Raw genomic sequence first — 24,254 nt, forward strand, 5'->3', positions numbered from 1 at the left:
GGCCCTAGACCACCCGCTGGCCGGTCCGCCACACCTGGCGGACCACCGGGACATGGTCGGTCGCCTCGACCACGATCAGGTCGGCCCGCTTGCCCGGCGCGATCTCGCCCCGGTCGTCCAGGCCAACCATCTCGGCCACGTTGGCCGAGACCTTGGCCACCGCCTCGGGCAGCGAAAGGGCGAGGCGCTCGCGCAACAGGAAGGCGGCGTGCAGCAGGCTGGCCGGCACGTAGTCGCTGGACAACCCGTCGAGCAGCCCCAGGCGGGCCAGCTCGAGGGCCGCGATGTTGCCCGAATGGCTGCCCCCGCGGACAACATTGGGGGCGCCGAGGATGGTCTTCAGGCCGGCCGCCCGGGCCGCCCGGGCGGCTTCCTCGGTGATCGGGAACTCGGCGATGGTGACGCCTTCCTCGATGGCCTCGGCGATGTGGGCCTCGGTGGCGTCGTCGTGGCTGGCCAGGGCCAGGTCGCGGCCGGCCACCAGGGCGACGATCTGGCGCCGGTGGGCGATGGCGTAGCGGTCCTGCTCGGCCTTCAACTCGCTCACCCGGCGGCGCACCTCGTCCTCGCCCCAGCCTTCGCCCTGGTTGTACTGGATGAAGGCGTCGATGTTGGCCCACTGGCGCTGGCCCGGGGTGTGGTCCATCAGCGAGACGACGCGGACCAGGGGGTCGTCGGCATAGGGGGCGAACATCTCGACCACGCAGGGGTCGGAGACCTCGCAGCGCATGTGGAACAGATGGTCGGCGCGCAGCACGTCCAGGTGCTGGGCGTGTTTCACGGCGGCCACCGAATCGGCCAGGATCTGGCGGCGGAAGCCCTTGTCCTCGTCGGCGCCGATGGAGATGGCGTCGAACACCGTGGTGATGCCGGCGCTGGCCACCTGGGCGTCGTGGGCCAGCACGGCGGCCAGGGCCGAGGGCCACATCACCCCCGGGCGCGGCATGAAGTGCTTTTCCATGTGGTCGGTGTGCATCTCGACCAGACCGGGCAGCAGGTGGCGGCCGCCCAGGTCGATCGCCCCCGAGGCCGTGGAGGGGGTGTCGTCCACCTCGGCGATGCGGCCGTCGCGCACCACCACGGTGGCCCCCGGCAACTCGTCGTGGCGGGTGATCACGGTGGCGTTGGTCAGGATCATCTCGGCGGCGGTCATGCGGCGGTCCTCTGCGCGGTCAACTCGAAGGTGGTGTCGGCGACGGCATCGCGCACCTCCCGGTCATGAAAGATTCCCACAAGCGCGGCGCCCCGGGCCCGGGCCTGATGGATCAGCTCGACGACCACGGCGCGGTTGGCGGCGTCCAGGCTGGCCGTAGGTTCGTCGAGCAGCAGCACCGGATAGTCGACGATGAAGCTGCGGGCGATGTTGACCCGCTGCTGTTCGCCGCCGGAGAAGGTGGCCGGGGCCACGTGCCACAGCCGCTCGGGCACGTTGAGGCGGCGCAAGAGGGTGGCCGCGCGGTCGCGCCCCTCGGCCAGCGTGCCGCCGGCCCGGGCGAACGGCTCGGCGACGATGTCCAGCGCCGGCACCCGGGGGATGACGCGCAGGAACTGGCTGACATAGCCCAGGGTGCGGCGGCGCACCTCCAGCACCCGGCGCGGCGGGGCGGCGGTCAGGTCGAGCAGGGCGCCGTCGTGACGGATCAGCACCTGCCCGGCGTCGGGCCGGTAGTTGGCGTAAAGGGCCCGGAGCAGGGTCGACTTGCCGGCCCCGGAGGGTCCGTTCAGGGCCAGGCAACTGCCCGGATGAACCTCGAGATCAAGGCCCGAGAAGACCGGCAGGCGGACTCCGCCCTGGGTGTGCAGGACGAAGGTCTTGGCCAGTCCCCTGGCGCTCAGGGAAGGGCCGGTGGGGGGGTCGGTGGGGGGGCCGTTGGGGGGGATGGACACGGGTGGGCTCCTAAACCTGCAACACCGAACTGACCAGAAGCTGGGTGTAGGGGTGGTGGGGGTCGTCCAGCACCTGATCGGTCAGGCCGCTTTCGACCACCCGGCCTTCCTTCATGACCATCAGGCGGTGGGCCAGAAGGCGGGCCACCGCCAGGTCGTGGGTGACGATGACGGCGGCCAGCCCCATCTCGTCGACCAGCCCGCGCACCAGATCGAGCAGGCGGGCCTGCACCGAGACATCGAGGCCGCCGGTCGGCTCGTCCATGAACACCAGACGCGGCCCGGTGACCAGATTGCGGGCGATCTGCAGGCGTTGCTGCATGCCGCCGGAGAAGGTGCGCGGCAGGTCGTCGATGCGTTCCGGGGCGATCTCCACCTTGTCCAGCCAGCCCAGGGCCTGGCTGCGGATGTCGCCGTAGTGGCGGGCTCCCAGGGCCATCAGCGGCTCGCCGATGTTGGCCCCGGCGGAGACGGCCAGCCTTAAGCCGTCCCGCGGGTGCTGGTGGACGATCCCCCAGTCGCGGCGCATCAGCAGGCGGCGCTTGGGCTCGGAGAGGGTGTCGAGATCGACCCAGCCGCCGCCGTCGTCGGCCGGGACGGCGTAGAGGCGCCGCCCGCCGTCGATGGCGACCCGCCCGGTCAGGGCGTTGAGCAGGGTGGTCTTGCCCGAGCCGCTTTCGCCGACGATGCCCAGCACCTCGCCCGGCCACAGGTCGAAGGTGACCTCGGCACAGCCCAGGCGCCGGCCATAGCGCACGGTGAGGTCGCGCACGGCGAGCAGGCCGTCTTCCGGCAGGTCGGCGGGCAGGGGGGCGCGGGGGGGCTCGGCGGTGGCTTGGCCGGTGGCGGGCAGGCTGGCCGGGGTGGTCATTGGGCGGCCTCCTCCTGCGCGTCCCGGCGGCGCCGGCAATGATCGGTGTCCGAGCAGACGAACATCCGCCCGCCCCGGTCGTCGGTGATCACCTCGTCGAGGTAGCTGTCGGTGGCCCCGCACAGGGCGCACGGCTGGTCCCACGACTGCACCTCGAAGGGATGGTCGTCGAAATCGAGGCTTTTCACCTCGGTGTAGGGCGGCACCGCGTAGATGCGCTTCTCGCGCCCCGCCCCGAACAACTGGAGGGCGGCCATGCGGTCCATCTTGGGATTGTCGAACTTGGGGGTCGGCGAGGGTGACATCAGATAGCGCCCATCGACCCGCACCGGGTAGTTGTAGCTGGTGGCGATGCGGCCGAAGCGGGCGATGTCCTCGTACAGCTTCACGTGCATCACCCCGTATTCCTCCAGGGCGTGCATCTTTCTGGTTTCCGTCTCGCGCGGCTCCATCCAGCGCAGCGGCTCGGGGATGGGCACCTGATAGACCAGGATCTGGCGCTCGTTCAGCGGCAACTCGGGGATGCGGTGGCGGGTCTGGATCAGGGTCGCCTCGCGGGTCGCCTCGGTGGTCGCCACCCCGGCGGTGCGGGCGAAGAAGCGGCGGATGGAAACCGCGTTGGTGGTGTCGTCGGCCCCCTGGTCGATCACCTTCAGCACGTCCTTGGGGCCGATCACCGCGGCGGTCACCTGGATGCCCCCGGTCCCCCAGCCATAGGGCAGCGGCATCTCGCGCCCGGCGAAGGGGACCTGATAGCCGGGGATGGCCACCGCCTTGAGGATGGCGCGGCGGATCATGCGCTTGGTCTGCTCGTCCAGGTAGGCGAAGTTGTAGCCTTCGCTGGTCGGGGTGGAAGCGCGCGTGGGTGCTGGCATGGTCATGGGGTTTCATCCTTGCCGGCGGCGGCCTCGGCCTGTTCGCGGCGCAACGCGCGGATGGTCGCAAGCTCGCCCTGGAAATCCACGTAGTGGGGCAGTTTCAGGTGCTGCACGAAGCCCGAGGCCTCCACGTTGTCGGCGTGGGCGAGCACGAACTCCTGGTCCTGGGCCGGGGCGGCGATGTCCTCGCCCAACTCCTCGGCGCGCAACGAGCGGTCGACCAGGGCCATCGCCATCACCTTGCGCTCGGCCAGCCCGAAGGCCAGCCCGTAGCCCCGGGTGAACTGCGGCGGCTCGGTCTTCGAGCCGTTGAACTGGTTGATCATCTCGCACTCGCTGAGCGTGATGTCGCCGATCTCGATGGCAAAGCCCAGCTCGTCGGGGACAATCTCCACCGCCACCGTGCCCTGGCGGATCTCGCCGGCGAAGGGGTGGCTGTTGCCGTAGCCGCGCTGGCTGGAATAGGCCAGCCCGAGCAGCCAGCCCTCGTCGGCCCGGGCCAGGCTTTGCAGGCGCACGTCGCGCTCGGCCGGGTAGTCCACCGGCTGGCGGGTGATGTCGCCGACCCGGGCTTCGGGGTCGCCCGGCGGCTCGCGCTGGATCAGCCCCTCGTCGGCGAGCAGGGAGAGGACCCGGGGCATGGGCTGGTCCGCCACCTCGGGCGGCGAGCCCTCGGGCGCGGCTGGCGGCGGGGTGTCGGGACCCTCGGCGGCCAGGGCGAAGTCGAGCAGGCGGTGGCTGTAGTCGAAGGTGGGGCCCAGCACCTGCCCCCCGGGCAGGTCCTTGAAGGTGGCCGAGATGCGTCGGCTCACCGTCATCCGGGTGGTCTCCAGGGGCTGGGTCTCGGCCAGCCGGGGCAGGGTGGTGCGGTAGGCCCGGAGCAGGAAGATGGCCTCGATGAGATCGCCCGCCGCCTGCTTGATGGCCAGGGCGGCCAACTCGGGGTCGTACAGCGAGCCCTCGGTCATCACCCGGGCCACGGCCAGCGGCATCTGTTGCTCGATCTGCTGAAGGGTCAGCGGCGCCACGGCGGGGTCGCCGCGCCGGGTCTGGCCCATCAGCCGATGGGCGTTGTCGATGGCTTTTTCGCCGCCCTTGACCGCCACGTACATGGGTCTCAGCCCTCCTTGAGGGTGGTGGTGCGGGGCAGGCCGGCCAGATGCCGCCCGGCCGTGAGGATGACGTCGATGCCCTGCGGGAACAGCGCCCGGTTGGCCCGCCAGGACTCGGCGAAGCCCTCGGGCAACCCGGCCGGGGCCAGCCGCGCCGTGCCGTCGATGCCGGGGCCGGCGAGGGTCAGCGGCGGTCCGCCGGCCAGATCGTCGACCTCCAGCAGCAGGGTGGTCGAGCCCTCCGGGCGGGTCGGCGAGCCGGGGGTGAAGATGTCCAGCGCCAGGGTGCCGCCCGGCCGGGCGGCGACGGCCAGGGCGGCGTGGCCCGGGTCGGCGACGCGCGGGCAGCCGCAATGGAAGGCCAGCCATTCGATGACCGCCTCGCTGCCGCTTCCCGGGGCCAGCCACAGCGGCGTGTCGAGATCGGCCAGGGTCAGCAGCACGGCCCCGGCGGCCGGCGACAGCGGCGCCGGCGGCGCCAGCGCGGCCGGCACCTCGAGCACCGTGCCGGGGCGGCTCAGGGCTTCCAGCGTGGCGCGGAAGACGGCCTGGGAATCGGTCACCGGGTCGGCGAACCCGGGCAGCAGGTGGGCGGCGGCGGTCATTGCTATTCGTCTCCCCGGACCATGGTGAAGAAGTCGACCCGGGTGGTCGCGGTGTCGGCCTGACAGGCTGTCCGGGCGGCGGCCTGTTCGGCGATCAGGGGGGCGATCAATCCGCTCAGCAGGGCCGGCTGGCGGGCCGGCTCCTGGAGCAGGGCGTCGAGCAGGGCGGCCAGCTCGGCCTTGGCGCGGTCGCGGCCGGCGATGGTGGCGTGCCCCAGGTGGCCGGCGCTGGTCCGCACGGTGCAGCGGGTCAGGGTCATTTCGCCCAGATTGAACGGCCGGCCGTCGCCGCCCATGCGGCCGCGCACCAGCCCCAGCCCCACTTCGGGCGGGCGCAGCACGGTGTGCTCGGGCAGTGGGTCAAGGGCGGCCACCGCCTCGGCCAGACGGCGCCGTGGGGCACGCGCCAGGGCCGCCATCCAGCGCTGGCGGGGGGTGGAGTCGGGGGGGGGCTGGTCGGACATCGGGACCTTGAGCTTGGTGGGGGCTTGTGTTCGGCCGGCTCGATGGAAGGGTGGATCACACCCTTTATTCATCTAGACGTCTATCTCTCTTCCGACTATAAGAAGGGCATTGCCGGGGGGCAACAATCGACTGGTGAAGCTTTTGTGGCTTTGTGGGCCCATACCTTTGACGTTGGTCGTTGATGCCGCCAACGTGTCGGGGTCTGCTGTCGTCAGTCGCGAAGGTTGAGAAGGTCCCCCGATGGTCAAACCCAACGTGCGCTCGCTGGCCCGTGTCGCCGGCGGCAATTCCGATCTGCCCGGGCAAAGTCCGGAAGAGGTGGCTGCCGTGTTGGAATCGTTGCCTGATTCAACCGCCTTCAACCGTGGCCGCGGGGCCGGGGTGGCGCTGTGGCGGCAGATCCAGTCGGCGCTGGGCCAGGTCATCAGCGAGGGAAAGGTGGCGCCCGGCCAGCGCCTGCCCACCGAGCTTGAACTGGCCAGCCGCTTCGGGGTCAACCGGCACACCGTGCGCCGGGCCATGGCCGGGCTGGAGGACGAGGGACTGATCCGCGTCGAGCAGGGCCGGGGCACCTTCGTCCACGAGCCGGTGCTCGACTATCACGTCGGGGCCCGCACCCGCTATTCCGAGAACCTCAACCGGCGCGGTTGGCGGGCGACCCGCGAGTTCCGGGGCTGGCGCGAGATCGCCGCCGATGCCGCCCTGGCCAGCGGCCTGGAGTTGAAGGTCGGGGCGCCGGTGCTGCACGTCAACTATGTCAGCCACGCCGAGGGGCGGGTGATCAGCCTGGGTGACATCTATTTCTCCCGGGCCCGCTTCAACGGCATCCAGGTGGTGCTGGAGGAAGTCGGCTCGGTCACCGAGGCCCTGAAGCGGGTCGGCGTGCCCGACTACCGGCGGCGCACCACCCGGGTGTTCGCCCGCATGCCCAGCCCCGGCGAGGCCGACATCCTCAGCCAGCCGCGCAACCGGCCGCTGCTGGTCACCGAGGGGGTGGACGTCGACCCGACCGACCGGCCGGTCCATGTCTCCGTCTCGCGCTGGGCCAGCGACTGGGTGCAGATTGTCTTCGACAGCTGAAGGTGCGCCGGCTCAGGCCGACAGCGACTCGGCCTCGGGCACCAGGGTCAGGGCCTGGGTCAGCACCTCGGGCCCGGCGCCCGGTTCATGCGGCGCCTCGGAAAGGAAGCGCCGCCAGCGCCGGCCGCCCGGTCGGCCGTGGAACAGGCCCATCAGGTGGCGGGTGATGGCCTTCACCGGCACCCCCTGGGCGCACTGCTCCTCGACGTAGGGGAGAAGGGCGCGGATGGCCCCGTGGCGGCTTGGCGGCGGGGTGTCCTGGCCGAAGATCAGGCGGTCGGCCTGGGCCAGGGTCCACGGGGTCTGGTAGGCGGCGCGGCCGATCATCACCCCGTCCAGCCGCCCCGCCGGATCGGGGGCGAGCAGGCCGGCGGCCTGGGCCACCGTTTCGACGCCGCCGTTCAGGATCACCTCAAGGTCGGGAAAGGCCGCCTTCACGGCCCGCACCCGCGCGTACTGAAGGGGCGGGATTTCGCGGTTCTCCTTGGGGCTCAGGCCGCTCAGCCAGGCCTTGCGGGCGTGCACCACGAAGACCCGGCAGCCCGAGCCCCGCTGCACCGTCTCGATGAAGCCGTGCAGCAGCGGGTCGCTGTCCAGATGGTCGATGCCCAGGCGGTGCTTGATGGTCACCGGCAGGCGGGTGGCCTCGGTCATCGCCGCCAGACACTCGGCGACCAGGGCCGGCTCGGCCATCAGGCAGGCCCCGAAGCGCCCCGAGGCGACGCGGTCCGACGGGCAGCCGACGTTGAGGTTGATCTCGTCATAGCCGGCCACCTCGGCCATCCGCGCCGCCTCGGCCAGCCCGGCCGGATCGCTGCCGCCGACCTGCAGGGCCAGCGGCCGTTCCTCGGGGGAGAAGGCGAGGAAGCGCTCGGCGTCGCCGTGCAGCAGGGCGCCGAGGGGGATCATCTCCGAATAGAGCAGGGTGTGACGGGTCAACTGGCGCAGGAACATGCGGCAGTGGCGGTCCGTCCATTCCATCATCGGCGCAACGGAGAGGCGGCGGTCCAGCGGGGCGGTGGCGGGTGCGGTCATGGCGCGGACCATGACCAAAGCCGGGCAGCGGCGCAAGAGGGGCGACAGGGGTGGGAAAGGGCTTGACGGATGTTCTCTTATCGTTCTACCTTGGCTTCAAGGAGAACATTTGAAGAATATCACTGATCCGATCCCGTGAGGAGGCCCGAAATGACCCACTTCGATTCCCGCATGCTCGCCGAAGGTCTGGCCCTGGGAGGGCTGTTCGCCGTCATCGCCGCCTGGGGAGTGGTCGGCGCCGCCCTGATCGGCTGACCGGCGGACGGCTGGCCGGGCGGGGCTTGCCCGGCCGCCGGGGGGCGGGGCATGGTGGGCGCTTTCCGCCCCACCTGTCGGACCTGCTTTCATGAGAACCACGACCAAACCCACCACCCGCCTGCGCCAGCTGATCGAGGCGCCCGAGATCCTGGTCATGCCCGGGGTGCACGATGCCCTGGCCGCCCGCATCGCTGAGCAGGCCGGCTTCAAGGCCCTGACCGCCGGCGGTTACGCCAGCAGCGCCGCCCTGCTCGGGCGGCCCGACACCTCGCAACTCACCATGACCGAGATGGCCGCCCACTACGGGCGGCTGACCCAGGCCATCGACATTCCGCTGTTCGGCGACGGCGACACCGGCTTCGGCAACCCGACAAACACGGCGCGCACCGTGCGCGCCTACGAACAGGCCGGGTTGGCCGGCATGTTCATCGAGGATCAGGTGTTCCCCAAGCGTTGCGGCCACATGGCCGGCAAGGCGGTGGTGGATCTTCAGACCATGCTGGCCAAGCTGGCCGCCGCCCTGGAGGCGCGGCGCGATCCCGACTTTGTCATCATGGCCCGCACCGATGCCCTGGCCGTCGAGGGGCTGGACGCCGCCATCGCCCGCGGCCGGGCCTTCGCCGCCCTGGGGGCCGACGCGGTGTTCGTGGAGGCACCGCGCGACGAGGCCCAGATGGCGCGCATCACGGCGGAGATACCGGTCCCCCTGATGGCCAACCAGGTGGAAGGCGGGCTGACCCCGATCCTGCCGCCGGCCCGTTTGCAGGACCTGGGGTACGCCTTCGTCGCCTATCCGGTGGCCGCCACCTACGCCGCCGCCCACGCTTTCCGGCAGCTTTATGGCAGCCTGGCCGAGCACGGCACCGCCGCCGCCATGGCCGACCGGATGCTCGACTTCAGCGCCTTCAACAGCCTGATCGGCCTGCCCGAGCTGCGCGACTGGGAAGAGTCCATGCTGACCAAGGCACGCGTCGCCGGCGGCGGCGACTGAGCGCGACGCCGGTTCGCGCCAGTTCGGCCAGTTCAGATTCGGCCAGTTCAAATTCGGCCGGTTCAAATTCGGCCGGTTCGAATTTGATCAGTGCCAGTGGGGCAGCCCGGTCTCGGCCAGCCCGGCGCCCATGCGCAAAGGCGCCACCCGGCGCGCCTTGCCGGTGGCGTCGTCGGTCTCGATGAGCAGGCCGCACAGGCAGCCCGGACCATCGGCCGGCGACAGCCGCTCGCCCGGTCCCTTGCGCACGAAGCGGTCGATGGCGGCCGGCGCCTTCATGCCGATGACCGAGGTGTAGTCGCCGCACATGCCGGCGTCGGTCTGGAAGGCGGTGCCCTTGGGCAGCACCCGGGCGTCGGCGCTGGGCACGTGGGTGTGGCCGCAGACCACGGCCGACACCCGGCCGTCGTAGGCCATGGCCAGGGCCTGCTTCTCGCTGGTCGCCTCGGCGTGGAAATCGACCACGATGGCCGCCACGTTGCCGCCCAGGCGGTAGGGGCGGATGACCTGATCCAGGGTGCGGAAGGGGCAGTCCAGGGCGTCCATGAACAGCCGGCCCATCACCTGGACCACCAGCACCTGCCGGCCGCGGGCGTCGGAAAACACGCCGAGCCCCGCCCCGGGCGCCCCGGGCGGAAAGTTGATCGGGCGCAGCAGGCGGGATTCCTTGGCGAAATGGGGGATGATCTCGCGCTGGTCCCAGGCGTGGTTGCCGGTGGTCAGCACATCCACCCCGACATTGAAGAAATCGTCGCAGATGCGCGGCGTGATGCCGAAGCCATGGGCCGCGTTCTCGCCGCAGCAGATCACGAAATCCAGCTTCAGTTCGCGGCGCAGGCGGGGCAGGCGACCGGCCACCACATCGCGGCCGGAGCGGCCGACCACGTCTCCCAGATACAGAATCCTCATTGCCCGGACCGCCCCCCCGCGCCGGCAACAATGACGTGGCGTTCGGTGGCGATCAGGTCCAGTGGCTGGTCGAGGTGGTCGTGGGGCACCCGGGAAATCTCCTGTCCGGCGTAGGCGATGCCGATGGTCCGGACGGGGCTTTTGGCGCGCAGTCCGGCCAGCGAGCGGTCATAGTAGCCGCCACCGTAGCCCAGGCGCCACCCGTCGCGGTCGAAGGCGAGCAGGGGAACCAGCAGCCAGTCGGGGGTGAGGGTCGGGGCGTCGGGCTCCGGGTGGCGGGTGCCGTAGGGCCCCTCGATCAGCCGGGCCGGGGCCCACCAGCGGCGGAAGGTCAGCGGTTGGCCGGGGCGCTCGACGGCGGGCAGGCCGATGGTGCAGCCGCGCGAGCGCAGGTATTCGGTCAGCGGCAGGACGTCCATCTCGTCGCCGATCGGCCAGTAGGCGGCGACCGTACAGTCCTTGATCACCGGCAGGGTGGCGGCGAAGACGTCGCGCAAATGCTCGCCGACCCGGGGCGCGGCCTCGGCGGCGAGGCGGCGGCGGCGGCCCTGGGCTTCGCTGCGCAGGCGGCGCTTGATCTGGGCCAGGGATTCGCCCTGGCTTTCGGTGGCCGGGGCCCGTGCCGGTTCGGGGGGCGTCTTCATGGCCTGCCCCTTGCGGATGGCGCGGCCCTTGTGGCGGGGGCGGGCAAGGGGAGGGCAGGCGAGGGGCGCGATGCCGCCCTGGCCGTTGGCATCATGACCTCCACATGGGCCATGGGACTAGGTGGGCGCCGTGATACCGGGGCCAGGGCCCCGGCAGGGACAGCTCCCATTCTGGTAGAAAGCCCCCGGGAGTCGTCCTGCCTGACGTACCGGGCAGCATCGCTTGCTGCCAATTTAGGCCACCGGGCGGGCATCGACAACCGCATCGATTCGGCTTTTCAGAAAAGCCAGGGCCTGGACCACCCGTTCCTCGGCTTCCTCGCGCGCCTTGCCGCCGCCCTCGCCGCGCAGGTCTTCCAACTCGCCCTGGACATCGGAAAGCTCGTCGGCCAGCAGCAGGCCGACCATGACCAGAAGCAGGTTCTCGCTGATCGGGCCGACGGCGGCGGTCAACTCGCGGGCCCGCTGGTCCATGTAGCGGCCCAGGCGGACCAGTTGCGCTTCCTGGCCGTCGTCGCAGGCCACCGTGTACTTGCGGCTGTTGATGCTGACCGTGACCTGTCCCATGCCGGTGATTCCTTGGCGTTCATTACCCGGGGTGTGTCTGGTGCGTCAGAGCGCCGCCGCCGAGGGGGCCAGCAGGCCTTTCAGCCGGTCCAGCGCGGCGTCGAGCCGTGCCTCGGCGGTGCTCACGGCGTGGCGCAGGTCCTCGTTGTCCTGGCGCAGCCGGTCGTTTTCCTGGCGTGCCTCGGTCAGCGCCGCCGAGGCCGAGGAGTCGGACTCCGACGGATCGGCCTGTGGGGGCGGGGCGTCGGCCAGCCGCTGCCCGGCCTCGTCGCCCAGGGTGCGTGCCGCGGCCAGGGCCTCTTCCAGGCCGGCGATGGTTTCCCGGGCGTCTTCCAGATCGGCCTTGAGGGTGGCGTTCTCGGCCGCCAGCACCGTCAGGTCGGCCTCCGGCCGGGAGCCGGAGGCGACCGAGGCCGGGGCGGGCACCAAGCGGGCGGCGCGCCCGGCGCGTTCCGCGCCTTCCAGGCGGGCCACCGCGCCGGCCAACTCCTCGATCCCGGTTTCGATCCGCTTCAGGCGGTATATCGATATGTCTTTCAAGGAATTACCAAGGGTTATTTGAGCGACGCTTTAGACTATGCCCCTTGACTGCCTGATTGGTCAACGCCAGAAAGATCGCCCCGACTCGACAAACCGCCCGGCGTGGCCGCCATGCCACAGACCCTTGACCCACCAGCCATTCGTTCGCTGCCCGGTGTGATCCGGGTGTGGGCGCCGGCCCAGGTCGCCCTGATTCTGGAAATGGGCGGGCACTTTTCCGCCACCCACGGTGGGCCACCCGTGGTGGCGACGGCGCCCGGCCATGCCGCCTGGGCCGGGCCCGGCTGGCTGGCCGCCACCGTGGCCGCCCACCTTGAGGCGCACCCGGGGGGCGCTCATCTTGCGGCGCACCCAGGGTGCGCCATGCCCCGGCTGGTCGTCGATTGCGGGCCCGATCCGGGGCTGGCCCTGGCCGCGCTGCGCCTGGGGGCGAAGGGGGTGGCGCTCGACGCCGGGCCGGCCCGCCCCCGTCTGGCCGCCCTGGCCGCCACCCTGGGCGCCGAGGTGGTGGAGCTGGTGCCGCCGTGGCTCGACCTGCCGGACGATGCGGCGGCGGCGCGCCGCGCCCTGGCCCGCTTTATCGGCATGGACAGGGGGCCGCCCAGCCGCTAGATGGGTCGCATGACCGACAGCGACTCTCCCCCCTGCCGCCTTTATCTGATCACCCCGCCGCGTCTCGACGACCTGGACGGCTTTGCCGAACAGTTGACCGAGGCGCTGGACGGTGGCGACGTGGCCTGCCTGCAAATCCGCCTGAAGGAGGCCGACGACGACACCGTGCGCCGGGCGGTGGACCGCCTGCGCCCCCTGGCCCAGGACCGCGAGGTGGCGGTGATCCTCAATGATCGCCCCGATCTGGCGGCCGAGACCGGCTGCGACGGGGTGCATGTGGGGCAGGACGACACGCCCTGCGCCCAGGCCCGGCGGCTGGTCGGGGCGGAGGCCATCGTCGGCGTGACCTGCCACGATTCGCGGCATCTCGCCCTGCTGGCCGGCGAGGCGGGGGCCGACTACGTGGCTTTCGGCGCCTTTTTTCCGACCGCCACCAAGGACGCCCCGACCCACGCCGAGCCCGATCTGCTGGCCTGGTGGAGCGCCATGACAGTGCTGCCCTCGGTGGCCATCGGCGGCATCACGGTGGACAACGCCGCCCCGCTGATCGCCGCCGGGGCGGACTTCCTTGCGGTCAGCAACGGGGTGTGGGGCCATCCCGAGGGACCCCGGGCGGCGGTCAAGGCCTTCAACGACCTGATTGCCGCCACGCCGCGCTGATCCACGCCGCCGCGCCCCGTGGGGTGGGGCAGGGCGTGGGCGCACGGGCACGGCAGGCCGAAGCCGCGATGGCGGCTCCTTCCCCTTGGTCCGGTCGGGAGGGCGGTCCGATTGGCCGACTGGCCGCCCGGCTCAGGCGGCCGAATGGGCGGCGGCGGATTCCTCGACCTTCAGGCCGAAGCGGCCGGTGCGCACCTCGGAGTCGTCGGGGAAGCGCCACATGGTCGGCACCGCCTCGCTGCCTTGGCCGGGGTCGATGACCTCGCCGCCAAAGCCGCTGGCCACTTCCTCGGCCAGCCGGGCGATGTCATCGGCCGACAGGTCGCGCCGCCAGTTCCCGCCGTGGCGGGATTCCATGGTCAGGGTGAACAGGTTGAACGCATGATAAGAGGTGGGGGTCGGCACGAAAGCCCTCCCTGGGATGCCTCGGGGCAACAGGCGGCCGGGTGCTGTTGGGGTCGACCGCAGGGCAGGTGATAGCAGATTTTGGTTTCTGCTGCAATGCAACATGAGGCGTGAAGAGGCAATACCCGCAGCCCAAACAGGGTTGGACAGGCCCCCCGGTCGAGGGCTATCCCAACCCTGACGCGGCGGGTCGCCGGCCCGCCCCATATCCTTGCCACTACCAGGATGCGATGCCGTGACCCACTCCGACTCCGACCCCCGCTGGCGTCCCGAGACCGTGCTGGCCCACGCCGGACGCCCGCCAGAGGCCACTCTGGGGGCGGTCAACCCGCCCGTCTACCATGTCTCCACCGTGCTTTCGCCCGATGTCGCCACCCTGCGCGGCAAGGACAAGATGGCCGGCGACCACATGGTCTATGGCCGCTACGGCACGCCGACCGTGTTCGCCCTGGAGGAGACGGTGGCCAGGCTGGAGGGCGGGGTGCGCTGCACCGCCACCTGCTCGGGCCTGTCGGCCATCGCCGGGACCCTGCTGGCCGTGCTCAAGGCGGGCGACCATCTGCTGATGGTGGACAGCGTCTACTTCCCGACCCGCAGCTTCTGCGACAAGGTGCTGGCCGGCTTCGGGGTCGAGACCACCTACTACGCGCCCGACATCACGCCCGATGAGTTGGCCGCCCTGATCCGCCCCGAGACCCGCCTGCTGTTCACCGAGCTGCCCGGCTCGCTGACCTTCGAGATGCAGGACCTGCCGGCCCTGGCCGAGGTGGCGCGGGAGCGCGGGGTCAAGGTGGCGATCGACAACACCTGGGGCACGCCGCTCTACTTCAAGCCCTTCGAGAAGGGGGCCGACATCTCCATCCAGGCCGGCACCAAGTACATCGTCGGCCATTCCGACGCCATGCTCGGGACCATCACCACCGCCGACGAGGCGCTGGGCCGGCGAATCAAGGAAACGGTGGCCCTGTTCGGCTATTCGGTGGGCTCCGACGAGGCCTATCTGGCCCTGCGCGGCCTGCGCACCTTGAGCGTGCGGCTGGCCCGCCACCATCAGACCGGCCTCGCCCTGGCCGAGTGGCTTGAGGGGCGCCCGGAGGTGGCCCGGGTGCTTCATCCGGCGCTGCCCTCCGACCCCGGGCACGCCCTGTGGAAACGCGACTTCAGCGGCGCTTGCGGGCTGTTTGGGGTGGTCCTGAAGGCGGTCGACGAGGCCAAGGCGGACGCCATGCTGGACCGCCTGACCCTGTTCGGCCTGGGCTTCTCGTGGGGCGGCTATGAGAGCCTCGCCATTCCCACCTATGGCGGCTCGATCGTGCGTACCGTCCGGCCGTGGCAGGCCGAGGGGCCGACCCTGCGCCTGCATGCCGGCCTCGAGGACCCGGCCGACCTGATCGCCGACCTGGAGCAGGGTCTGGCCTGTCTGGCCGGCTGAGCCGTCTTGCTTCTGTTCGCATGAGGACATTCCCATGAACGCCTACCTTCCGCCGCCGCCCGAGGCCATCGAGCGCTTCCTGGCCGAGGTCGCCTTCACCGGGGACGGGCTGGTTCCCGCCATCGCCCAACAGCACGACAGCGGCGAGGTGCTGATGATGGCCTGGATGACCCGCGAGGCAATCGCCGAAACCCTGGCCAGCGGCCGGGTCTGCTACTACTCGCGCTCGCGCCGGGGGCTGTGGCGCAAGGGCGAAAGCTCGGGCCAGGTGCAGCATCTGGTCGACCTGCGGCTGGACTGCGACGGCGACACCCTGCTCGCCCTGGTCGATCAGGTGGGGGTGGCCTGCCACACCGGGCGGCGCAGTTGCTTCTACACCGCCCTGCGCGACGGTGTGCCGACGGCGCTGACCGAGCCCGAGGTGGACCCCGAAACCCTCTATGGCGGCGGCCGATGAGCGAGGAACGCGATCTCGCCGCCGAGGCCGCCCAGGCCCTGCCGGTGACCCTGCTCACCGGCTTTCTGGGCAGCGGCAAGACGACCCTGCTCAACCACCTGCTGGGCCACCCCGGCATGGCCGAAACGGCGGTGCTGATCAACGAGTTCGGCGCCGTCGGCCTGGACCATCTGCTGGTCGAGAAGATCGACGACGAGGTGGTCATGCTCAACGCCGGCTGTCTGTGCTGCACGGTGCGCGGCGATCTGGTGCGCGCCCTGCGCGACCTGTTCAGCCGCCGCGTGCGCATGGCGGTGCCCGAGTTCACCCGGGTGGTCATCGAAACCACCGGGCTGGCCGATCCGGCGCCCATCCTGCACACCCTGATCAGCGATCCGCTGATCGGCAGCCGCTACCGCCTGGACGGCGTGGTGACCACCGTCGACGCGGCCACCCTGGAGGCGACGCTGGACGCCTATCCGGAGGCGGTCAAGCAGATCGCCGTCGCCGACCGCCTGCTGCTCACCAAGAGCGATCTGGTCGACGCCGAGACCCTGGCCCGGGCCCGGCGGCGACTGGAGGGCATCAATCCGGGGGTGGCGCCGATCCTCGCCTTGAACGGCCAGGTCGAGCCGGCCGCGGTGCTCGACTGCGGGCTGTTCCGCCCCGACCGCAAGACCCCCGATGTGGCCGACTGGCTGCGCGCCGAGGCCATCGAGGCCCACCACGGCCATCACCACGACCACGACCACCATCACCACCACCATCATCACGATCCCAACCGTCACGATGACCGGGTGCGCAGCTTCGTGCTGTCGTTCGAGCGGCCGCTGGCCTGGCCGGCCCTGGCCGCCGGGATGGACCTGCTGCTCGCCACCCAGGGCGCCAACCTGCTGCGCGTGAAGGGCCTGCTGGCGGTGGATGACGAAGATGCGCCGGTCGCCATCCATGGCGTGCAGCATATCTTTCATCCCCCGGTGCGCCTGAACGCCTGGCCATCCGATGTGCCGCGCCGCAGTCGAATCGTCTTCATCACCCGCGACCTCGGGCCGGCGGCGGTGAAGGGGGTGCTGGAAAGCGTCCTCGGGCAGCCGGCCGAGGTGGGGTGAGGGGGTAAGACCCTTCCACGGCGACTGTTTTTGCCTGAAAAGTCCGTAATCGGTCGGTTTCTGATCGCCGCCAAAGGCCGTTTCGTGACCGTTGTGCGAAAATCCATTGACATACTTGGTTGGTAGGGTATTATCGCAGGTGACTGAGGCAATCCCTTAACTCAGTCTCCCTCTCTTGGAAGCCAAATCTCTGCCCCGTCAGGACCACCCCGCCCTGACGGGGCTTTTTTTGTCTTGTGGGTGGCGGGTGGGGGCGTGTCCTGGCCAGCTTTTGCCCGGTCAGCCCTTGCCCGGGCCGCCGGTTGTCCCCTCATGGCCGCGCTGGCGGTCCAGGCTGCGCAGCAGGCCGAGGAACGAGGCCCGGGCGGCGGCGCTGGGCAGGTTCCAGTAACAGCGCATCACTTCCAGCGTTTCGGTCCGCCGCATGGGGTCGCCCAGCAGCAGGTCGGCGCCCTGCGGGCCGGTCTGGCCGGGTGCCGGGTCGTCGATGGCCTCGAAGAAGAAGCTGACCGAGACGCTGAGCACGCGCGCCACGTCGTACAGGCGCGAGGCGCTGATGCGGTTGGTGCCTTTCTCGTACTTCTGGATCTGCTGGAAGCTGACCCCGATTGCCGAGGCCAGTTGGGCCTGTGACAGCCCAAGAATCTGGCGCCGGACCCTGATCCGTCGCCCGACCTGGGCATCCACATCGATCGGCTCGTTGGTGTCGGAGATCTGCGCCATGGTGCGGGTCCCGTTCGCCTGCTGACCGTTTCTGGGGGGTGTCATCTACCTCCTGGCGAAGGTAGCACCGACCGCATATGCTGTCTTCAAGATTTAATAACACCTCAAGAGGGTATATGCCGGGCTGTCCCGCATGGGTCAGAGCGACCAGGGGCGGTGTCCTTTTGCCCGGCGTCATTTTGCATCGCACCAGCCCGGCGACTGTGCTAAGCAGCGAAACGCGCCCGGCCGGCCGCTCCGGCGGCGGAGTCGCGGCTTTTGCCCATCCCTTCGCTTTCCCTCGCATTTCCAAGACGGAAGACCATGCAGTTCCTTGAGTTCGAAAAGCCGATCGCCGAACTGGAAGGCAAGATCGAAGAGTTGCGCCACCTGCACGACGGCAACGGCGTCAAGGTCCGGGATGGCGACGAGGCGGCCGGGGAAATCGATCTGGCGGACGACATCGCCCGCCTGCGCGAGAAGGTGCAAAAGCAGCTCAAGGCGACCTATGCCAAGCTGACCCCGTGGCAGAAGACCCAGGTCGCCCGCCATCCGCTGCGGCCGCATGGCCTGGACGTCATCCACGGGCTGGTCGAGGATTTCACCCCGCTGGCCGGCGACCGCGCCTTTGCCGAGGACCGCGCCATTGTCGGCGGCCTGGGGCGCTTCAACGGGCGCACGGTGATGGTCATGGCGCACGAGAAGGGCCGCGACACCGACACCCGGCTGACCCACAACTTCGGCATGGCCAAGCCGGAAGGCTACCGCAAGGCGATCCGCCTGATGCGGCTGGCCGAGCGCTTCGGGGTGCCAGTCATCACCCTGGTTGACACCGCTGGCGCCTATCCCGGGGTCGAGGCCGAGGAGCGCGGCCAGGCCGAGGCCATCGCCCGCGCCATCGAGACCTGCCTCGACATCCGCGTGCCGCTGGTCACGGCGGTGATCGGCGAGGGGGGCTCGGGCGGCGCCATCGCCCTGGCCGCCGCCAACCGGGTGCTGATGTTCGAGCACGCCATCTATTCGGTGATCTCGCCCGAGGGCTGCGCCGGCATCCTGTGGCGCAGCGGCGAGGCCGCCCAGCAGGCCGCCGAGGCGTTGCGCCTGACCGCCCAGGACCTATTGAAGCTGGGCGTCATCGACGCCGTGGTGCCAGAGCCCCTGGGCGGCGCCCACCGCACCCCGGACGAAGCCATCGCCAACCTGGGTCTGGCCATCGAGGAGAACCTCAAGCCCCTGCTCGACCGCGAGGCCGGTGTGCTGAGGGCCGAACGGCGCGACAAGTTCCTGGCCATGGGCCGGGTCGCCGCCTGACGTCCCCGATCCTGTCATGCCCGCCGGCGCCGCCGTCTCCATCGACCGTCTGATTGCCGGCTTTCCCAGCCTTCAGGGGATCGACGCCGCCGCCCGCCACCGTCTGGAAACGGCCGGCACGCTGGTCCGCCTGCCGGCCGGCAGCCGGCTGTTCGGCATGGGCAGCCCGTGCCAGGGCTACCTGATGGTGCTGGCCGGCAGCGTGCGGGTCCAGAAGGTGGGCGAAAGCGGCCGCGAGATCGTGCTCTATCGGGTCGAGGCCGGGCAGACCTGCGTGCTGACCACCGCCTGCCTGCTGACCGGCGCCGACTATGATGCCGAGGGCATCGCCGAGACCGAGATCGAGGGGGTGATGCTGTCGGACGGGACCTTCCAGGCCCTGCTGGCCGGCTCGGCGCCCTTCCGGGCCTGTGTCTTCGGTGCCTTCGCGGCGCGCCTGTCCGATCTTCTCGAACTGGTCGAGGACGTTGCCTTCGGGCGCCTCGACGTGCGCCTTGCCCAGGCCCTGACCCGGGGGCTGGCCGAGGCGGCGGCGGCCTCCAGCCTGAAGACCACCCATCAGGACCTGGCCAGCGAGCTGGGCACGGCGCGCGAGGTGATCAGCCGCCAGCTCAAGGAGTTCGAGCGCCGTGGCTGGGTCGCCCTGGGGCGTGGCCGCATCGAACTGCTCGACCCCGCCGCCCTGCGCCGGCTGGCCGCCCAGGGTGGGGCCTAGAGCAGATCGTGCGAAATGTGAATCGCGGAGCGCTTCAGATTTCGCACGATCTGCTCTCGATCTTAGATGTAGAGCCGATTTGAGCAAAAAATCGTTAACCACCAAGTGGTTCCGATTTTTCGCTCTCGGCTCTAAGGCCGTCAACCGGAACTGTCGGGGCTGTCGCCGTCGCTCGCCGCCAGATAGGGCGCATAGCGCATGTCGGCCTTCTGGATGTGGCTGAGCAGCCAGATCTTCAGGAAGCGCAGCACCTCGGCGTGATTGAGGTCACGCGGGGCGCGGGCGTGCAGGTCGGCGATGTCGGCGACCACGCGGCGGATCTCGTCGTGCACCCGGCGGTGCTGCTCCAGATCCGGATAGCCGGCGTCGGCCATTATCGCTTCCTCGCGGGCGAAGTGGGCCTCCACGTAGTGCTCCAGGGCGGCGATGGTGGTGCCGATGACCTGATCGTCGCTTCCCCGGGTCAGGGTCTCGTGCAGGTGGTTGATCAGGTTGATCAGGGTCTGGTGGTCGAAGTCGAGGGCGGCATGGCCGACCGACAACCCCTGATGCCAGGTGAGGAAACTCATCGCCCGGGTTCGCGTCGAAAAGGGAAGGGGTTACGGCTGTGACGGCGCCATCATCGCAGCAGCTTACACCCCGGCACCCGCCGCGGCCAAGGGATAGCAGCGAACCAGGCCGGGGGCTCTTTCCCGGGCTTGCCTTGCGGTGGTGACGCGCCTTATCTTGAGCCCCCATTATCTTGGGTCCCCTTCCGGGGCGCCTCGGGGCGTAGCTCAGCCTGGTAGAGTGCCTGCTTTGGGAGCAGGATGCCGGAGGTTCGAATCCTCTCGCCCCGACCATCCGGCCCGCCCCCCGGAAGCGGCCCCCTTGTTCCGTTGTTCGAGGGAGTTCGCGCATGGCCCGCACCGTCAGGTTGTTCCGTCCGGCCAAGACCGCCATGCAGTCGGGCCGCGCCAAGACCCGCGACTGGGTGATGGAGTTCGAGCCGACCACGCCGCGCTATCACGACCCGCTGATGGGCTGGGTCGGCTCGGTCGACACCCTGGGTCAGGTGCGCCTCAGATTCGCCACCCGCGAGGCCGCCCTGGCCTACGCCAAGAAGCACGGTCTGGCGGTGGAGATCATGCCCCCCCAGGGCAGCACCGCCAAGCCACGCCCCTACGCCGACAACTTCGCCTTCAACAAGGTGGGCTGACCAAGGTGGGCTTGCCCCGCTGGGCCGGCCCGACCACGCCGCCGTTGCCCGGTTGGGGGCCTTTTTCGGGGGCTCCCGGTTTCCCGTCATCGCCTTGCGCACCGCTTGTGCACCTTTTGGGCGCCCTTAGCTCAGCTGGATAGAGCAACGGCCTTCTAAGCCGTCGGTCGCAGGTTCGAATCCTGCAGGGCGCGCCAGTTTCTATTGGGATTTATGCCTATGGGGAAGGGGGGAAGAAGGAGACGAGAATTGGTTGGATCTAAGAATACGCCTGGTCCTTGGAGGTATTGTAGCGCGGCGGCTGATTTGGCGCAGATCGGTGGTGATTTGGCACACCTCGCGCGGCGGAAATTGGCGTCAGTCATTCCCGGCTGATGGTCATCCCTGACGGGCCCTCAGACGCCTTCGGGTAGGGTTTGGGCAGCATCTTCAGGTCCCGTCGCGCGGACTTCTTCACAAAGTAGATGTACCTGTATTGGCGCAGCCGGCGAGGCTGGGCCCGATCCAGGTTGGCGCGCAGGTGCGCACCACGTCGGCCGCCCTTCTTGTGGGCGGTCAGCAGCATCGGATGGTAGGTCTCGCCGTCCAGGTCGTAGAACCGCGTCAGATGGCTGCCCAGGTACAGGAAGTTGGCCGCCTGGTAGACCACGCCCAGCCGGCCGCACCGCTCGTCGGCAAAGGATTGAATCCACCGCACCGCCGGGCAGGCCCGCCGGATGAACTTGATGGCGAACGACAGCGCCCGGCTTTCGCTGTTGCGCGGGGCGCGGTCGTCCAGCCACATGCGGTTCAGCTCAAGGTGCTCGGTGATGCCGGTGTTGGCGACCACCTTGCCGGCGTGCTTGGGGTTCATCGAGTAGCCGAATTGCAGCACCCCGACCAAACTGCCCTCGAGGAAGACCCCGAGGTGGACGTAGGCGTTGTTCACCGCACGGCCGGAGTAGTGGTTTTGGGTGATGATCTCCACCGCCTGCCGGCGCGGGATGGTGGCAATGTAGAAGTCCCGGCAGCCGAACCCGGCGAGGGCCTGGCTGCCGTGGATGTAGCCCGGTTGGTCACCGGTCGGGCGTCGGATCAGCCCGGGAAGGGGCGGGTGATGAAGCGGGCGCGAGGCCATGAGCGTCGTTCCTTGGTGACGAGGACGCTCGGTGGCGTTCGGGCGAGGGGCTCTGGGCCCGCAAATGATTGACCGTGCCGCAACGCGGGCACTTGATTTCCAGGCGGGCGAACTCTGCCCGGGCCAACAATTTGTTGCAGTTGGCGCAGCGGATCGACTCCACGGCGCGAATCCCCATACCATGGCCCCGCCCGTCGACGGGCGGCGGGGCGACCGGCGGGCCGGGGTTTGGCCCGTCCTAAGTGGCCGGCGGCTATCCGGCCGGTTCGGGGTGCTCCAACACCCCGACCCCCGCTCCTTTTCGGGGCGGGCGAGCGGAAAACTTCGGGGAACCATGCCGGCATGATCAAAGGGTTTCGGGAATGGTTTAAAACCTTGTGTCAGCCGGTTCGATACGATCAGTTTGGACCCGAAGAACCAGACTTCTCCATCGATGACGAGTTCGAAGCGGCCAGGGAAAGAGGCAGCATCAAGGTCAACGAGGAGTGGGATGCCACCCGCCGCCTGACCATGCGCGGCAATGCCTCCGGTGCCATCGCCGCCTTGGCCCTGTTTGGGTCCCAATCTCTGGGCAACGGCGCGCCTCGGGTCGAGCTGTTCAGTCTGGTTGTTCTTTTCTGCGCCGGCTTGGCGGCATTGTTCCTGCGCCAACTGCTTCTGATTTGGCGGGCGCATCAGCAGCGTTGCGGTTTGGTGGCGGCGGTTCCAAACGGGCAGGGTTACCTGCCGGCGCTGGCGTTTGAATGGGGGGCGCGCCAGTTGGACAAGGTTGCGGTCCTGTGTCTGGTCGCCGGTGTGCTGTGGGGTGGCTGGACGCTTTTCAGCCTGACCGGCCCAGCCTGACGGTTCGCCCGAGACGCGGTTCCCGGCAATGTCCTGGGCGAGGGGAAGGCGGCGGAAGGCGCTGTCAATCGGTATGTTTCTGATCACCCCCATGCTCACCCCAGCGCCGGGTCGAGGAAGGCCCGGGTTTCGCCCGCGCTCCAGCCGGTTTCGCCGGTGATCTGCCACGCCACGGTCCAGGTCGCGCCGTCGTCGGAGCACAGCACATCGAAGTCTCGGGGCGACTGGTTGGGTGCGTAGGTGCTGCTGTCGCGGGCGGTGAGGGCAACTTCCTCCACTGCCGCCTCGGTCCCGGCCCCGAAGTCGTACTGGATCCAGCCCAGGCGGTTCTCGTCCGATACCCACATGGAAGTTCCGGCGACGTCGTCGTCAAACGCCAGGTCCGGGGTGTAGCTGGAGTAATAGCTGTAGGCGCTGGCCGTGCCCGAGCCGGTAAGATCGGCTCCCCCGCTCTCCCCCCGCAGCTCGATCTCGGCCAGGGCAACGCGACCGCCGCTGCCGGCCGTATCCCGCACGAACAGGCGCCAGTACCGTCGCGCTCCCCAGGGGCTGTCGGTGTGGTCCGGAGGGGTGTAGGCGGGGTCGACGAACAGCCGAAACTCGCGGTCTTCCCAGTCGGTGGCGCCGCTGGTGATGCTCCACGCCTCGGTCCAGGTCACGCCGTCGTCGGAGTGGATCACGGTGAACCCGGCCGGCATCTGGTCGTAGTGGTCATCCCGGGTCCTCAGCCCGACCGCCCGGATATCCACGGGGGCGGCGAAGTGGTAGCCGATCCAGGACCCCACCCCCTGACCGGCGGGCGAGGCCCAGATGGTCGGCACCATGGGGGTGTGATCGAAGGCGTTGGCGGCCACATAGCTGGCGCTGTAATTGCCGGAGGAAATGGCCGTGCCGCCCGAGCACAGGTTGGGGGAATAGGGGCCCGCCCTCAGATCGACCTCGGCCACGGCGGCCGTGCTGTCGCCGTCGGTGGCGTCGATCCGCACGGCCCAATAGGCGTGGTGCCCGGGGGCGACGACAGCGACTGTTGGCCGCCGACGAAAGTGGGTCAGCTGCCCGCTCATCACAGGGTTCCCTTGATGGTGACGGTCAGATCGGCCGAGCCGTAAAGGGTGGTCGGGGCGATCAGTGCGACCACGTCGCCGGCGGCGCAAGCGGTGGCGGTCACGCTGGCCGTGCCCGAGGTGGCGCCGTCCGCGAAGGTGACCGAACCGATGGAGGCCCCGGCGACCTGTACGTCATAGACGTCGTCGCCACCGGACGGTGCGGTGCCGGCCCGGAACACGCTCCCGGCCAGATCGGCCGGCAGGTCCGTGGCGTCGGTCAGGGCGACCCGGAAGACGGTCTGGCTGGCACTCGGAGCGCCGTCGAACCAGCCGCCGACCTGCTCCACCACGGTCGCGAATTCGAGGGCATTGCCGGTGCTGTTGACCATCACCGCCCGACCCGCCGCGTTCGTGTAATCGGTCGGGGTGTCGGTCAGGCCGATGAAGTCACTTTCGCCGCCACCGCCACCCAGCGAAATCAGGCCATCGGTCGTGCCGTCGGTGTACAGGTGATAGCCGGTGGCCGCCGGGATGGTGACCGTCGTTGCGCCGACCGTCACGTTCAAATCGCCGGTGCCGCCGTTGTAAACGCCGCAGGCCCGTTTCTGGGCCGGCAGGGCCAGGTGATAGGTGCCGTCGTTGCCGGTCGTCTTGACGGTGAAGGCCCCTCGATACTGGGCCGCCGTCAGGGTTGCGTCGGCGGTCGACAGATCGATTTCCAGCAGCTCGGTCATGCCGGCGTCGATCTCGGCCAGGGCATCGTTGGCGGTGGTCGCCTTGTTGCTCTGGTTGGCGGCGATCTCGGACTGCACGATGTTGCCCATGA

General features: G+C 69.8%; 30 protein-coding genes, 2 tRNA genes and 1 other RNA gene. 13 read left to right on the plus strand and 20 right to left on the minus strand.

Annotated features, from left to right (window positions below; all coding sequences use genetic code 11):
• Positions 1 to 4: 4 nt before the first annotated feature.
• From BLR95_RS13420 to phnG, 7 genes are read right to left on the minus strand one after another with little or no spacing between them, the layout of a single operon-like run.
• Positions 5 to 1,153, minus strand: coding sequence for an alpha-D-ribose 1-methylphosphonate 5-triphosphate diphosphatase (locus tag BLR95_RS13420; protein ID WP_245689537.1), 1,149 nt, complete (start codon positions 1,151 to 1,153; stop codon positions 5 to 7).
• Positions 1,150 to 1,887, minus strand: coding sequence for a phosphonate C-P lyase system protein PhnL (phnL, locus tag BLR95_RS13425; RefSeq protein WP_425438445.1), 738 nt, complete (start codon positions 1,885 to 1,887; stop codon positions 1,150 to 1,152). The genes BLR95_RS13420 and phnL overlap by 4 nt, the downstream gene beginning before the upstream one ends.
• Positions 1,888 to 1,897: 10 nt before the next feature.
• Positions 1,898 to 2,758: a phosphonate C-P lyase system protein PhnK gene (gene phnK, locus BLR95_RS13430; protein WP_092621173.1), complete on the minus strand. Its 861-nt coding sequence runs from the start codon at positions 2,756 to 2,758 to the stop codon at positions 1,898 to 1,900.
• Entirely contained in the window at positions 2,755 to 3,639 is an 885-nt protein-coding gene (locus BLR95_RS13435; protein ID WP_425438446.1) for an alpha-D-ribose 1-methylphosphonate 5-phosphate C-P-lyase PhnJ, read from the minus strand. The genes phnK and BLR95_RS13435 overlap by 4 nt, the downstream gene beginning before the upstream one ends.
• Positions 3,636 to 4,748, minus strand: a complete 1,113-nt coding sequence (locus BLR95_RS13440; RefSeq protein ID WP_092621176.1) for a carbon-phosphorus lyase complex subunit — start codon at positions 4,746 to 4,748, stop codon at positions 3,636 to 3,638. Before BLR95_RS13440 ends, BLR95_RS13435 begins: the two co-directional genes overlap by 4 nt.
• Positions 4,749 to 4,753: 5 nt before the next feature.
• Positions 4,754 to 5,353 carry a phosphonate C-P lyase system protein PhnH gene (gene phnH / locus BLR95_RS13445; protein ID WP_092621179.1) on the minus strand — a complete coding sequence of 200 codons (600 nt, stop codon included), beginning with the start codon at positions 5,351 to 5,353 and terminating at the stop codon, positions 4,754 to 4,756.
• Between the two features lie 2 nt (positions 5,354 to 5,355).
• On the minus strand, positions 5,356 to 5,817 hold the full coding sequence (gene phnG, locus BLR95_RS13450; RefSeq protein WP_092621182.1) for a phosphonate C-P lyase system protein PhnG: 462 nt from the start codon (positions 5,815 to 5,817) through the stop codon (positions 5,356 to 5,358).
• Positions 5,818 to 6,058: 241 nt separating this feature from the next.
• Here phnG and phnF point away from each other — a divergent pair, with 241 nt between their 5' ends.
• On the plus strand, positions 6,059 to 6,898 hold the full coding sequence (gene phnF, locus BLR95_RS13455; RefSeq protein WP_092621185.1) for a phosphonate metabolism transcriptional regulator PhnF: 840 nt from the start codon (positions 6,059 to 6,061) through the stop codon (positions 6,896 to 6,898).
• 12 nt (positions 6,899 to 6,910) lie between these two features.
• Here phnF and dusA read toward each other — a convergent pair whose 3' ends face one another.
• Complete coding sequence (gene dusA / locus BLR95_RS13460) at positions 6,911 to 7,933, minus strand: tRNA dihydrouridine(20/20a) synthase DusA (RefSeq protein WP_245689538.1); 1,023 nt, start codon at positions 7,931 to 7,933, stop codon at positions 6,911 to 6,913.
• 346 nt (positions 7,934 to 8,279) lie between these two features.
• Here dusA and BLR95_RS13465 point away from each other — a divergent pair, with 346 nt between their 5' ends.
• Positions 8,280 to 9,182, plus strand: coding sequence for an isocitrate lyase/PEP mutase family protein (locus tag BLR95_RS13465; RefSeq protein WP_092621191.1), 903 nt, complete (start codon positions 8,280 to 8,282; stop codon positions 9,180 to 9,182).
• Positions 9,183 to 9,269: 87 nt separating this feature from the next.
• Here the strand turns inward: BLR95_RS13465 and BLR95_RS13470 are convergent, their stop codons facing one another.
• The 5 genes from BLR95_RS13470 to BLR95_RS13490 form a co-directional block, all read right to left on the minus strand.
• Positions 9,270 to 10,091 carry a TIGR00282 family metallophosphoesterase gene (locus BLR95_RS13470; RefSeq protein WP_092621194.1) on the minus strand — a complete coding sequence of 274 codons (822 nt, stop codon included), beginning with the start codon at positions 10,089 to 10,091 and terminating at the stop codon, positions 9,270 to 9,272.
• Positions 10,088 to 10,735, minus strand: coding sequence for a 5-formyltetrahydrofolate cyclo-ligase (locus tag BLR95_RS13475; RefSeq protein ID WP_092621322.1), 648 nt, complete (start codon positions 10,733 to 10,735; stop codon positions 10,088 to 10,090). Before BLR95_RS13475 ends, BLR95_RS13470 begins: the two co-directional genes overlap by 4 nt.
• Positions 10,736 to 10,801: 66 nt before the next feature.
• Positions 10,802 to 10,958, minus strand: a non-coding RNA gene (ssrS, locus tag BLR95_RS13480) — 6S RNA.
• An 11-nt stretch (positions 10,959 to 10,969) separates the two neighbouring features.
• Entirely contained in the window at positions 10,970 to 11,302 is a 333-nt protein-coding gene (locus BLR95_RS13485; protein ID WP_092621197.1) for a cell division protein ZapA, read from the minus strand.
• A 45-nt stretch (positions 11,303 to 11,347) separates the two neighbouring features.
• On the minus strand, positions 11,348 to 11,842 hold the full coding sequence (locus tag BLR95_RS13490) for a hypothetical protein (RefSeq protein ID WP_092621199.1): 495 nt from the start codon (positions 11,840 to 11,842) through the stop codon (positions 11,348 to 11,350).
• A gap of 111 nt (positions 11,843 to 11,953) precedes the next feature.
• On the opposite strand from BLR95_RS13490, the gene BLR95_RS13495 reads away from it, so the two are divergent.
• Both BLR95_RS13495 and thiE read left to right on the plus strand, forming a co-directional pair.
• Positions 11,954 to 12,454 (plus strand): hypothetical protein, encoded by a 501-nt coding sequence (locus BLR95_RS13495; protein WP_143131009.1) that lies wholly within the window; start codon positions 11,954 to 11,956, stop codon positions 12,452 to 12,454.
• Between the two features lie 9 nt (positions 12,455 to 12,463).
• Positions 12,464 to 13,114, plus strand: a complete 651-nt coding sequence (gene thiE / locus BLR95_RS13500) for a thiamine phosphate synthase (RefSeq protein WP_092621325.1) — start codon at positions 12,464 to 12,466, stop codon at positions 13,112 to 13,114.
• A 132-nt stretch (positions 13,115 to 13,246) separates the two neighbouring features.
• Here thiE and BLR95_RS13505 read toward each other — a convergent pair whose 3' ends face one another.
• A complete protein-coding gene (locus BLR95_RS13505; RefSeq protein WP_245689540.1) occupies positions 13,247 to 13,519 on the minus strand; it encodes a hypothetical protein in 273 nt (90 codons plus the stop codon).
• Positions 13,520 to 13,754: 235 nt separating this feature from the next.
• Here BLR95_RS13505 and metC point away from each other — a divergent pair, with 235 nt between their 5' ends.
• From metC to BLR95_RS13520, 3 genes are read left to right on the plus strand one after another with little or no spacing between them, the layout of a single operon-like run.
• Entirely contained in the window at positions 13,755 to 14,951 is a 1,197-nt protein-coding gene (gene metC, locus BLR95_RS13510) for a cystathionine beta-lyase (protein ID WP_092621204.1), read from the plus strand.
• A gap of 34 nt (positions 14,952 to 14,985) precedes the next feature.
• Positions 14,986 to 15,408, plus strand: a complete 423-nt coding sequence (gene hisI / locus BLR95_RS13515; protein WP_092621207.1) for a phosphoribosyl-AMP cyclohydrolase — start codon at positions 14,986 to 14,988, stop codon at positions 15,406 to 15,408.
• Positions 15,405 to 16,496 (plus strand): CobW family GTP-binding protein, encoded by a 1,092-nt coding sequence (locus BLR95_RS13520; RefSeq protein WP_092621210.1) that lies wholly within the window; start codon positions 15,405 to 15,407, stop codon positions 16,494 to 16,496. The genes hisI and BLR95_RS13520 overlap by 4 nt, the downstream gene beginning before the upstream one ends.
• A gap of 279 nt (positions 16,497 to 16,775) precedes the next feature.
• Here BLR95_RS13520 and BLR95_RS13525 read toward each other — a convergent pair whose 3' ends face one another.
• The gene (locus BLR95_RS13525; RefSeq protein WP_092621213.1) at positions 16,776 to 17,219 is read right to left on the minus strand and encodes a helix-turn-helix domain-containing protein; all 444 of its coding nucleotides are present in this window, start codon (positions 17,217 to 17,219) and stop codon (positions 16,776 to 16,778) included.
• 303 nt (positions 17,220 to 17,522) lie between these two features.
• On the opposite strand from BLR95_RS13525, the gene BLR95_RS13530 reads away from it, so the two are divergent.
• Together BLR95_RS13530 and BLR95_RS13535 are read left to right on the plus strand one after the other, a co-directional pair.
• The gene (locus BLR95_RS13530) at positions 17,523 to 18,509 is read left to right on the plus strand and encodes an acetyl-CoA carboxylase carboxyltransferase subunit alpha (RefSeq protein WP_092621216.1); all 987 of its coding nucleotides are present in this window, start codon (positions 17,523 to 17,525) and stop codon (positions 18,507 to 18,509) included.
• A gap of 16 nt (positions 18,510 to 18,525) precedes the next feature.
• Positions 18,526 to 19,224, plus strand: a complete 699-nt coding sequence (locus tag BLR95_RS13535; protein ID WP_092621219.1) for a Crp/Fnr family transcriptional regulator — start codon at positions 18,526 to 18,528, stop codon at positions 19,222 to 19,224.
• Positions 19,225 to 19,364: 140 nt separating this feature from the next.
• Here the strand turns inward: BLR95_RS13535 and BLR95_RS13540 are convergent, their stop codons facing one another.
• On the minus strand, positions 19,365 to 19,793 hold the full coding sequence (locus BLR95_RS13540) for a bacteriohemerythrin (protein ID WP_092621222.1): 429 nt from the start codon (positions 19,791 to 19,793) through the stop codon (positions 19,365 to 19,367).
• A 196-nt stretch (positions 19,794 to 19,989) separates the two neighbouring features.
• On the opposite strand from BLR95_RS13540, the gene BLR95_RS13545 reads away from it, so the two are divergent.
• The 3 genes from BLR95_RS13545 (at position 19,990) to BLR95_RS13555 (ending at position 20,619) form a co-directional block, all read left to right on the plus strand.
• Positions 19,990 to 20,066, plus strand: a tRNA-Pro gene (locus BLR95_RS13545).
• Positions 20,067 to 20,122: 56 nt separating this feature from the next.
• Positions 20,123 to 20,422 carry an ETC complex I subunit gene (locus BLR95_RS13550; RefSeq protein WP_092621225.1) on the plus strand — a complete coding sequence of 100 codons (300 nt, stop codon included), beginning with the start codon at positions 20,123 to 20,125 and terminating at the stop codon, positions 20,420 to 20,422.
• A gap of 120 nt (positions 20,423 to 20,542) precedes the next feature.
• Positions 20,543 to 20,619: transfer RNA gene (locus tag BLR95_RS13555), tRNA-Arg, on the plus strand.
• Between the two features lie 164 nt (positions 20,620 to 20,783).
• Here BLR95_RS13555 and BLR95_RS13560 read toward each other — a convergent pair.
• Positions 20,784 to 21,539, minus strand: a complete 756-nt coding sequence (locus BLR95_RS13560) for a Mom family adenine methylcarbamoylation protein (RefSeq protein WP_218119565.1) — start codon at positions 21,537 to 21,539, stop codon at positions 20,784 to 20,786.
• Positions 21,478 to 21,717, minus strand: coding sequence for a Com family DNA-binding transcriptional regulator (locus BLR95_RS16340; RefSeq protein ID WP_218119566.1), 240 nt, complete (start codon positions 21,715 to 21,717; stop codon positions 21,478 to 21,480). The genes BLR95_RS13560 and BLR95_RS16340 overlap by 62 nt, the downstream gene beginning before the upstream one ends.
• A 164-nt stretch (positions 21,718 to 21,881) precedes the next feature.
• Here BLR95_RS16340 and BLR95_RS13570 point away from each other — a divergent pair, with 164 nt between their 5' ends.
• A complete protein-coding gene (locus BLR95_RS13570) occupies positions 21,882 to 22,382 on the plus strand; it encodes a hypothetical protein (protein ID WP_092621228.1) in 501 nt (166 codons plus the stop codon).
• A gap of 95 nt (positions 22,383 to 22,477) precedes the next feature.
• On the opposite strand, the gene BLR95_RS13575 is transcribed toward BLR95_RS13570, so the two are convergent.
• Together BLR95_RS13575 and BLR95_RS13580 are read right to left on the minus strand one after the other, a co-directional pair.
• A complete protein-coding gene (locus BLR95_RS13575) occupies positions 22,478 to 23,446 on the minus strand; it encodes a discoidin domain-containing protein (RefSeq protein ID WP_092621231.1) in 969 nt (322 codons plus the stop codon).
• Positions 23,446 to 24,252, minus strand: coding sequence for a hypothetical protein (locus BLR95_RS13580; protein ID WP_092621234.1), 807 nt, complete (start codon positions 24,250 to 24,252; stop codon positions 23,446 to 23,448). The genes BLR95_RS13575 and BLR95_RS13580 overlap by 1 nt, the downstream gene beginning before the upstream one ends.
• Between the last annotated feature and the right edge of the window lie 2 nt (positions 24,253 to 24,254).

The organism is Roseospirillum parvum, assembly GCF_900100455.1.
Classification (GTDB): domain Bacteria; phylum Pseudomonadota; class Alphaproteobacteria; order Rhodospirillales; family Rhodospirillaceae; genus Roseospirillum; species Roseospirillum parvum.

Coding starts and splice junctions, on each gene's coding strand:
- BLR95_RS13420 (WP_245689537.1), bottom strand. CDS start 1,153: ATGACCGCCGCCGAGATGATCCTGACCAACGCCACCGTGATCACCCGC.
- phnK (WP_092621173.1), bottom strand. CDS start 2,758: ATGACCACCCCGGCCAGCCTGCCCGCCACCGGCCAAGCCACCGCCGAG.
- BLR95_RS13435 (WP_425438446.1), bottom strand. CDS start 3,639: ATGACCATGCCAGCACCCACGCGCGCTTCCACCCCGACCAGCGAAGGC.
- BLR95_RS13440 (WP_092621176.1), bottom strand. CDS start 4,748: ATGTACGTGGCGGTCAAGGGCGGCGAAAAAGCCATCGACAACGCCCAT.
- phnH (WP_092621179.1), bottom strand. CDS start 5,353: ATGACCGCCGCCGCCCACCTGCTGCCCGGGTTCGCCGACCCGGTGACC.
- phnG (WP_092621182.1), bottom strand. CDS start 5,817: ATGTCCGACCAGCCCCCCCCCGACTCCACCCCCCGCCAGCGCTGGATG.
- phnF (WP_092621185.1), top strand. CDS start 6,059: ATGGTCAAACCCAACGTGCGCTCGCTGGCCCGTGTCGCCGGCGGCAAT.
- dusA (WP_245689538.1), bottom strand. CDS start 7,933: ATGACCGCACCCGCCACCGCCCCGCTGGACCGCCGCCTCTCCGTTGCG.
- BLR95_RS13465 (WP_092621191.1), top strand. CDS start 8,280: ATGAGAACCACGACCAAACCCACCACCCGCCTGCGCCAGCTGATCGAG.
- BLR95_RS13470 (WP_092621194.1), bottom strand. CDS start 10,091: ATGAGGATTCTGTATCTGGGAGACGTGGTCGGCCGCTCCGGCCGCGAT.
- BLR95_RS13475 (WP_092621322.1), bottom strand. CDS start 10,735: ATGAAGACGCCCCCCGAACCGGCACGGGCCCCGGCCACCGAAAGCCAG.
- BLR95_RS13485 (WP_092621197.1), bottom strand. CDS start 11,302: ATGGGACAGGTCACGGTCAGCATCAACAGCCGCAAGTACACGGTGGCC.
- BLR95_RS13495 (WP_143131009.1), top strand. CDS start 11,954: ATGCCACAGACCCTTGACCCACCAGCCATTCGTTCGCTGCCCGGTGTG.
- thiE (WP_092621325.1), top strand. CDS start 12,464: ATGACCGACAGCGACTCTCCCCCCTGCCGCCTTTATCTGATCACCCCG.
- hisI (WP_092621207.1), top strand. CDS start 14,986: ATGAACGCCTACCTTCCGCCGCCGCCCGAGGCCATCGAGCGCTTCCTG.
- BLR95_RS13520 (WP_092621210.1), top strand. CDS start 15,405: ATGAGCGAGGAACGCGATCTCGCCGCCGAGGCCGCCCAGGCCCTGCCG.
- BLR95_RS13525 (WP_092621213.1), bottom strand. CDS start 17,219: ATGGCGCAGATCTCCGACACCAACGAGCCGATCGATGTGGATGCCCAG.
- BLR95_RS13530 (WP_092621216.1), top strand. CDS start 17,523: ATGCAGTTCCTTGAGTTCGAAAAGCCGATCGCCGAACTGGAAGGCAAG.
- BLR95_RS13535 (WP_092621219.1), top strand. CDS start 18,526: ATGCCCGCCGGCGCCGCCGTCTCCATCGACCGTCTGATTGCCGGCTTT.
- BLR95_RS13540 (WP_092621222.1), bottom strand. CDS start 19,793: ATGAGTTTCCTCACCTGGCATCAGGGGTTGTCGGTCGGCCATGCCGCC.
- BLR95_RS13550 (WP_092621225.1), top strand. CDS start 20,123: ATGGCCCGCACCGTCAGGTTGTTCCGTCCGGCCAAGACCGCCATGCAG.
- BLR95_RS13560 (WP_218119565.1), bottom strand. CDS start 21,539: ATGGCCTCGCGCCCGCTTCATCACCCGCCCCTTCCCGGGCTGATCCGA.
- BLR95_RS16340 (WP_218119566.1), bottom strand. CDS start 21,717: ATGGGGATTCGCGCCGTGGAGTCGATCCGCTGCGCCAACTGCAACAAA.
- BLR95_RS13570 (WP_092621228.1), top strand. CDS start 21,882: ATGATCAAAGGGTTTCGGGAATGGTTTAAAACCTTGTGTCAGCCGGTT.
- BLR95_RS13575 (WP_092621231.1), bottom strand. CDS start 23,446: ATGAGCGGGCAGCTGACCCACTTTCGTCGGCGGCCAACAGTCGCTGTC.
- BLR95_RS13580 (WP_092621234.1), bottom strand. CDS start 24,252: ATGGGCAACATCGTGCAGTCCGAGATCGCCGCCAACCAGAGCAACAAG.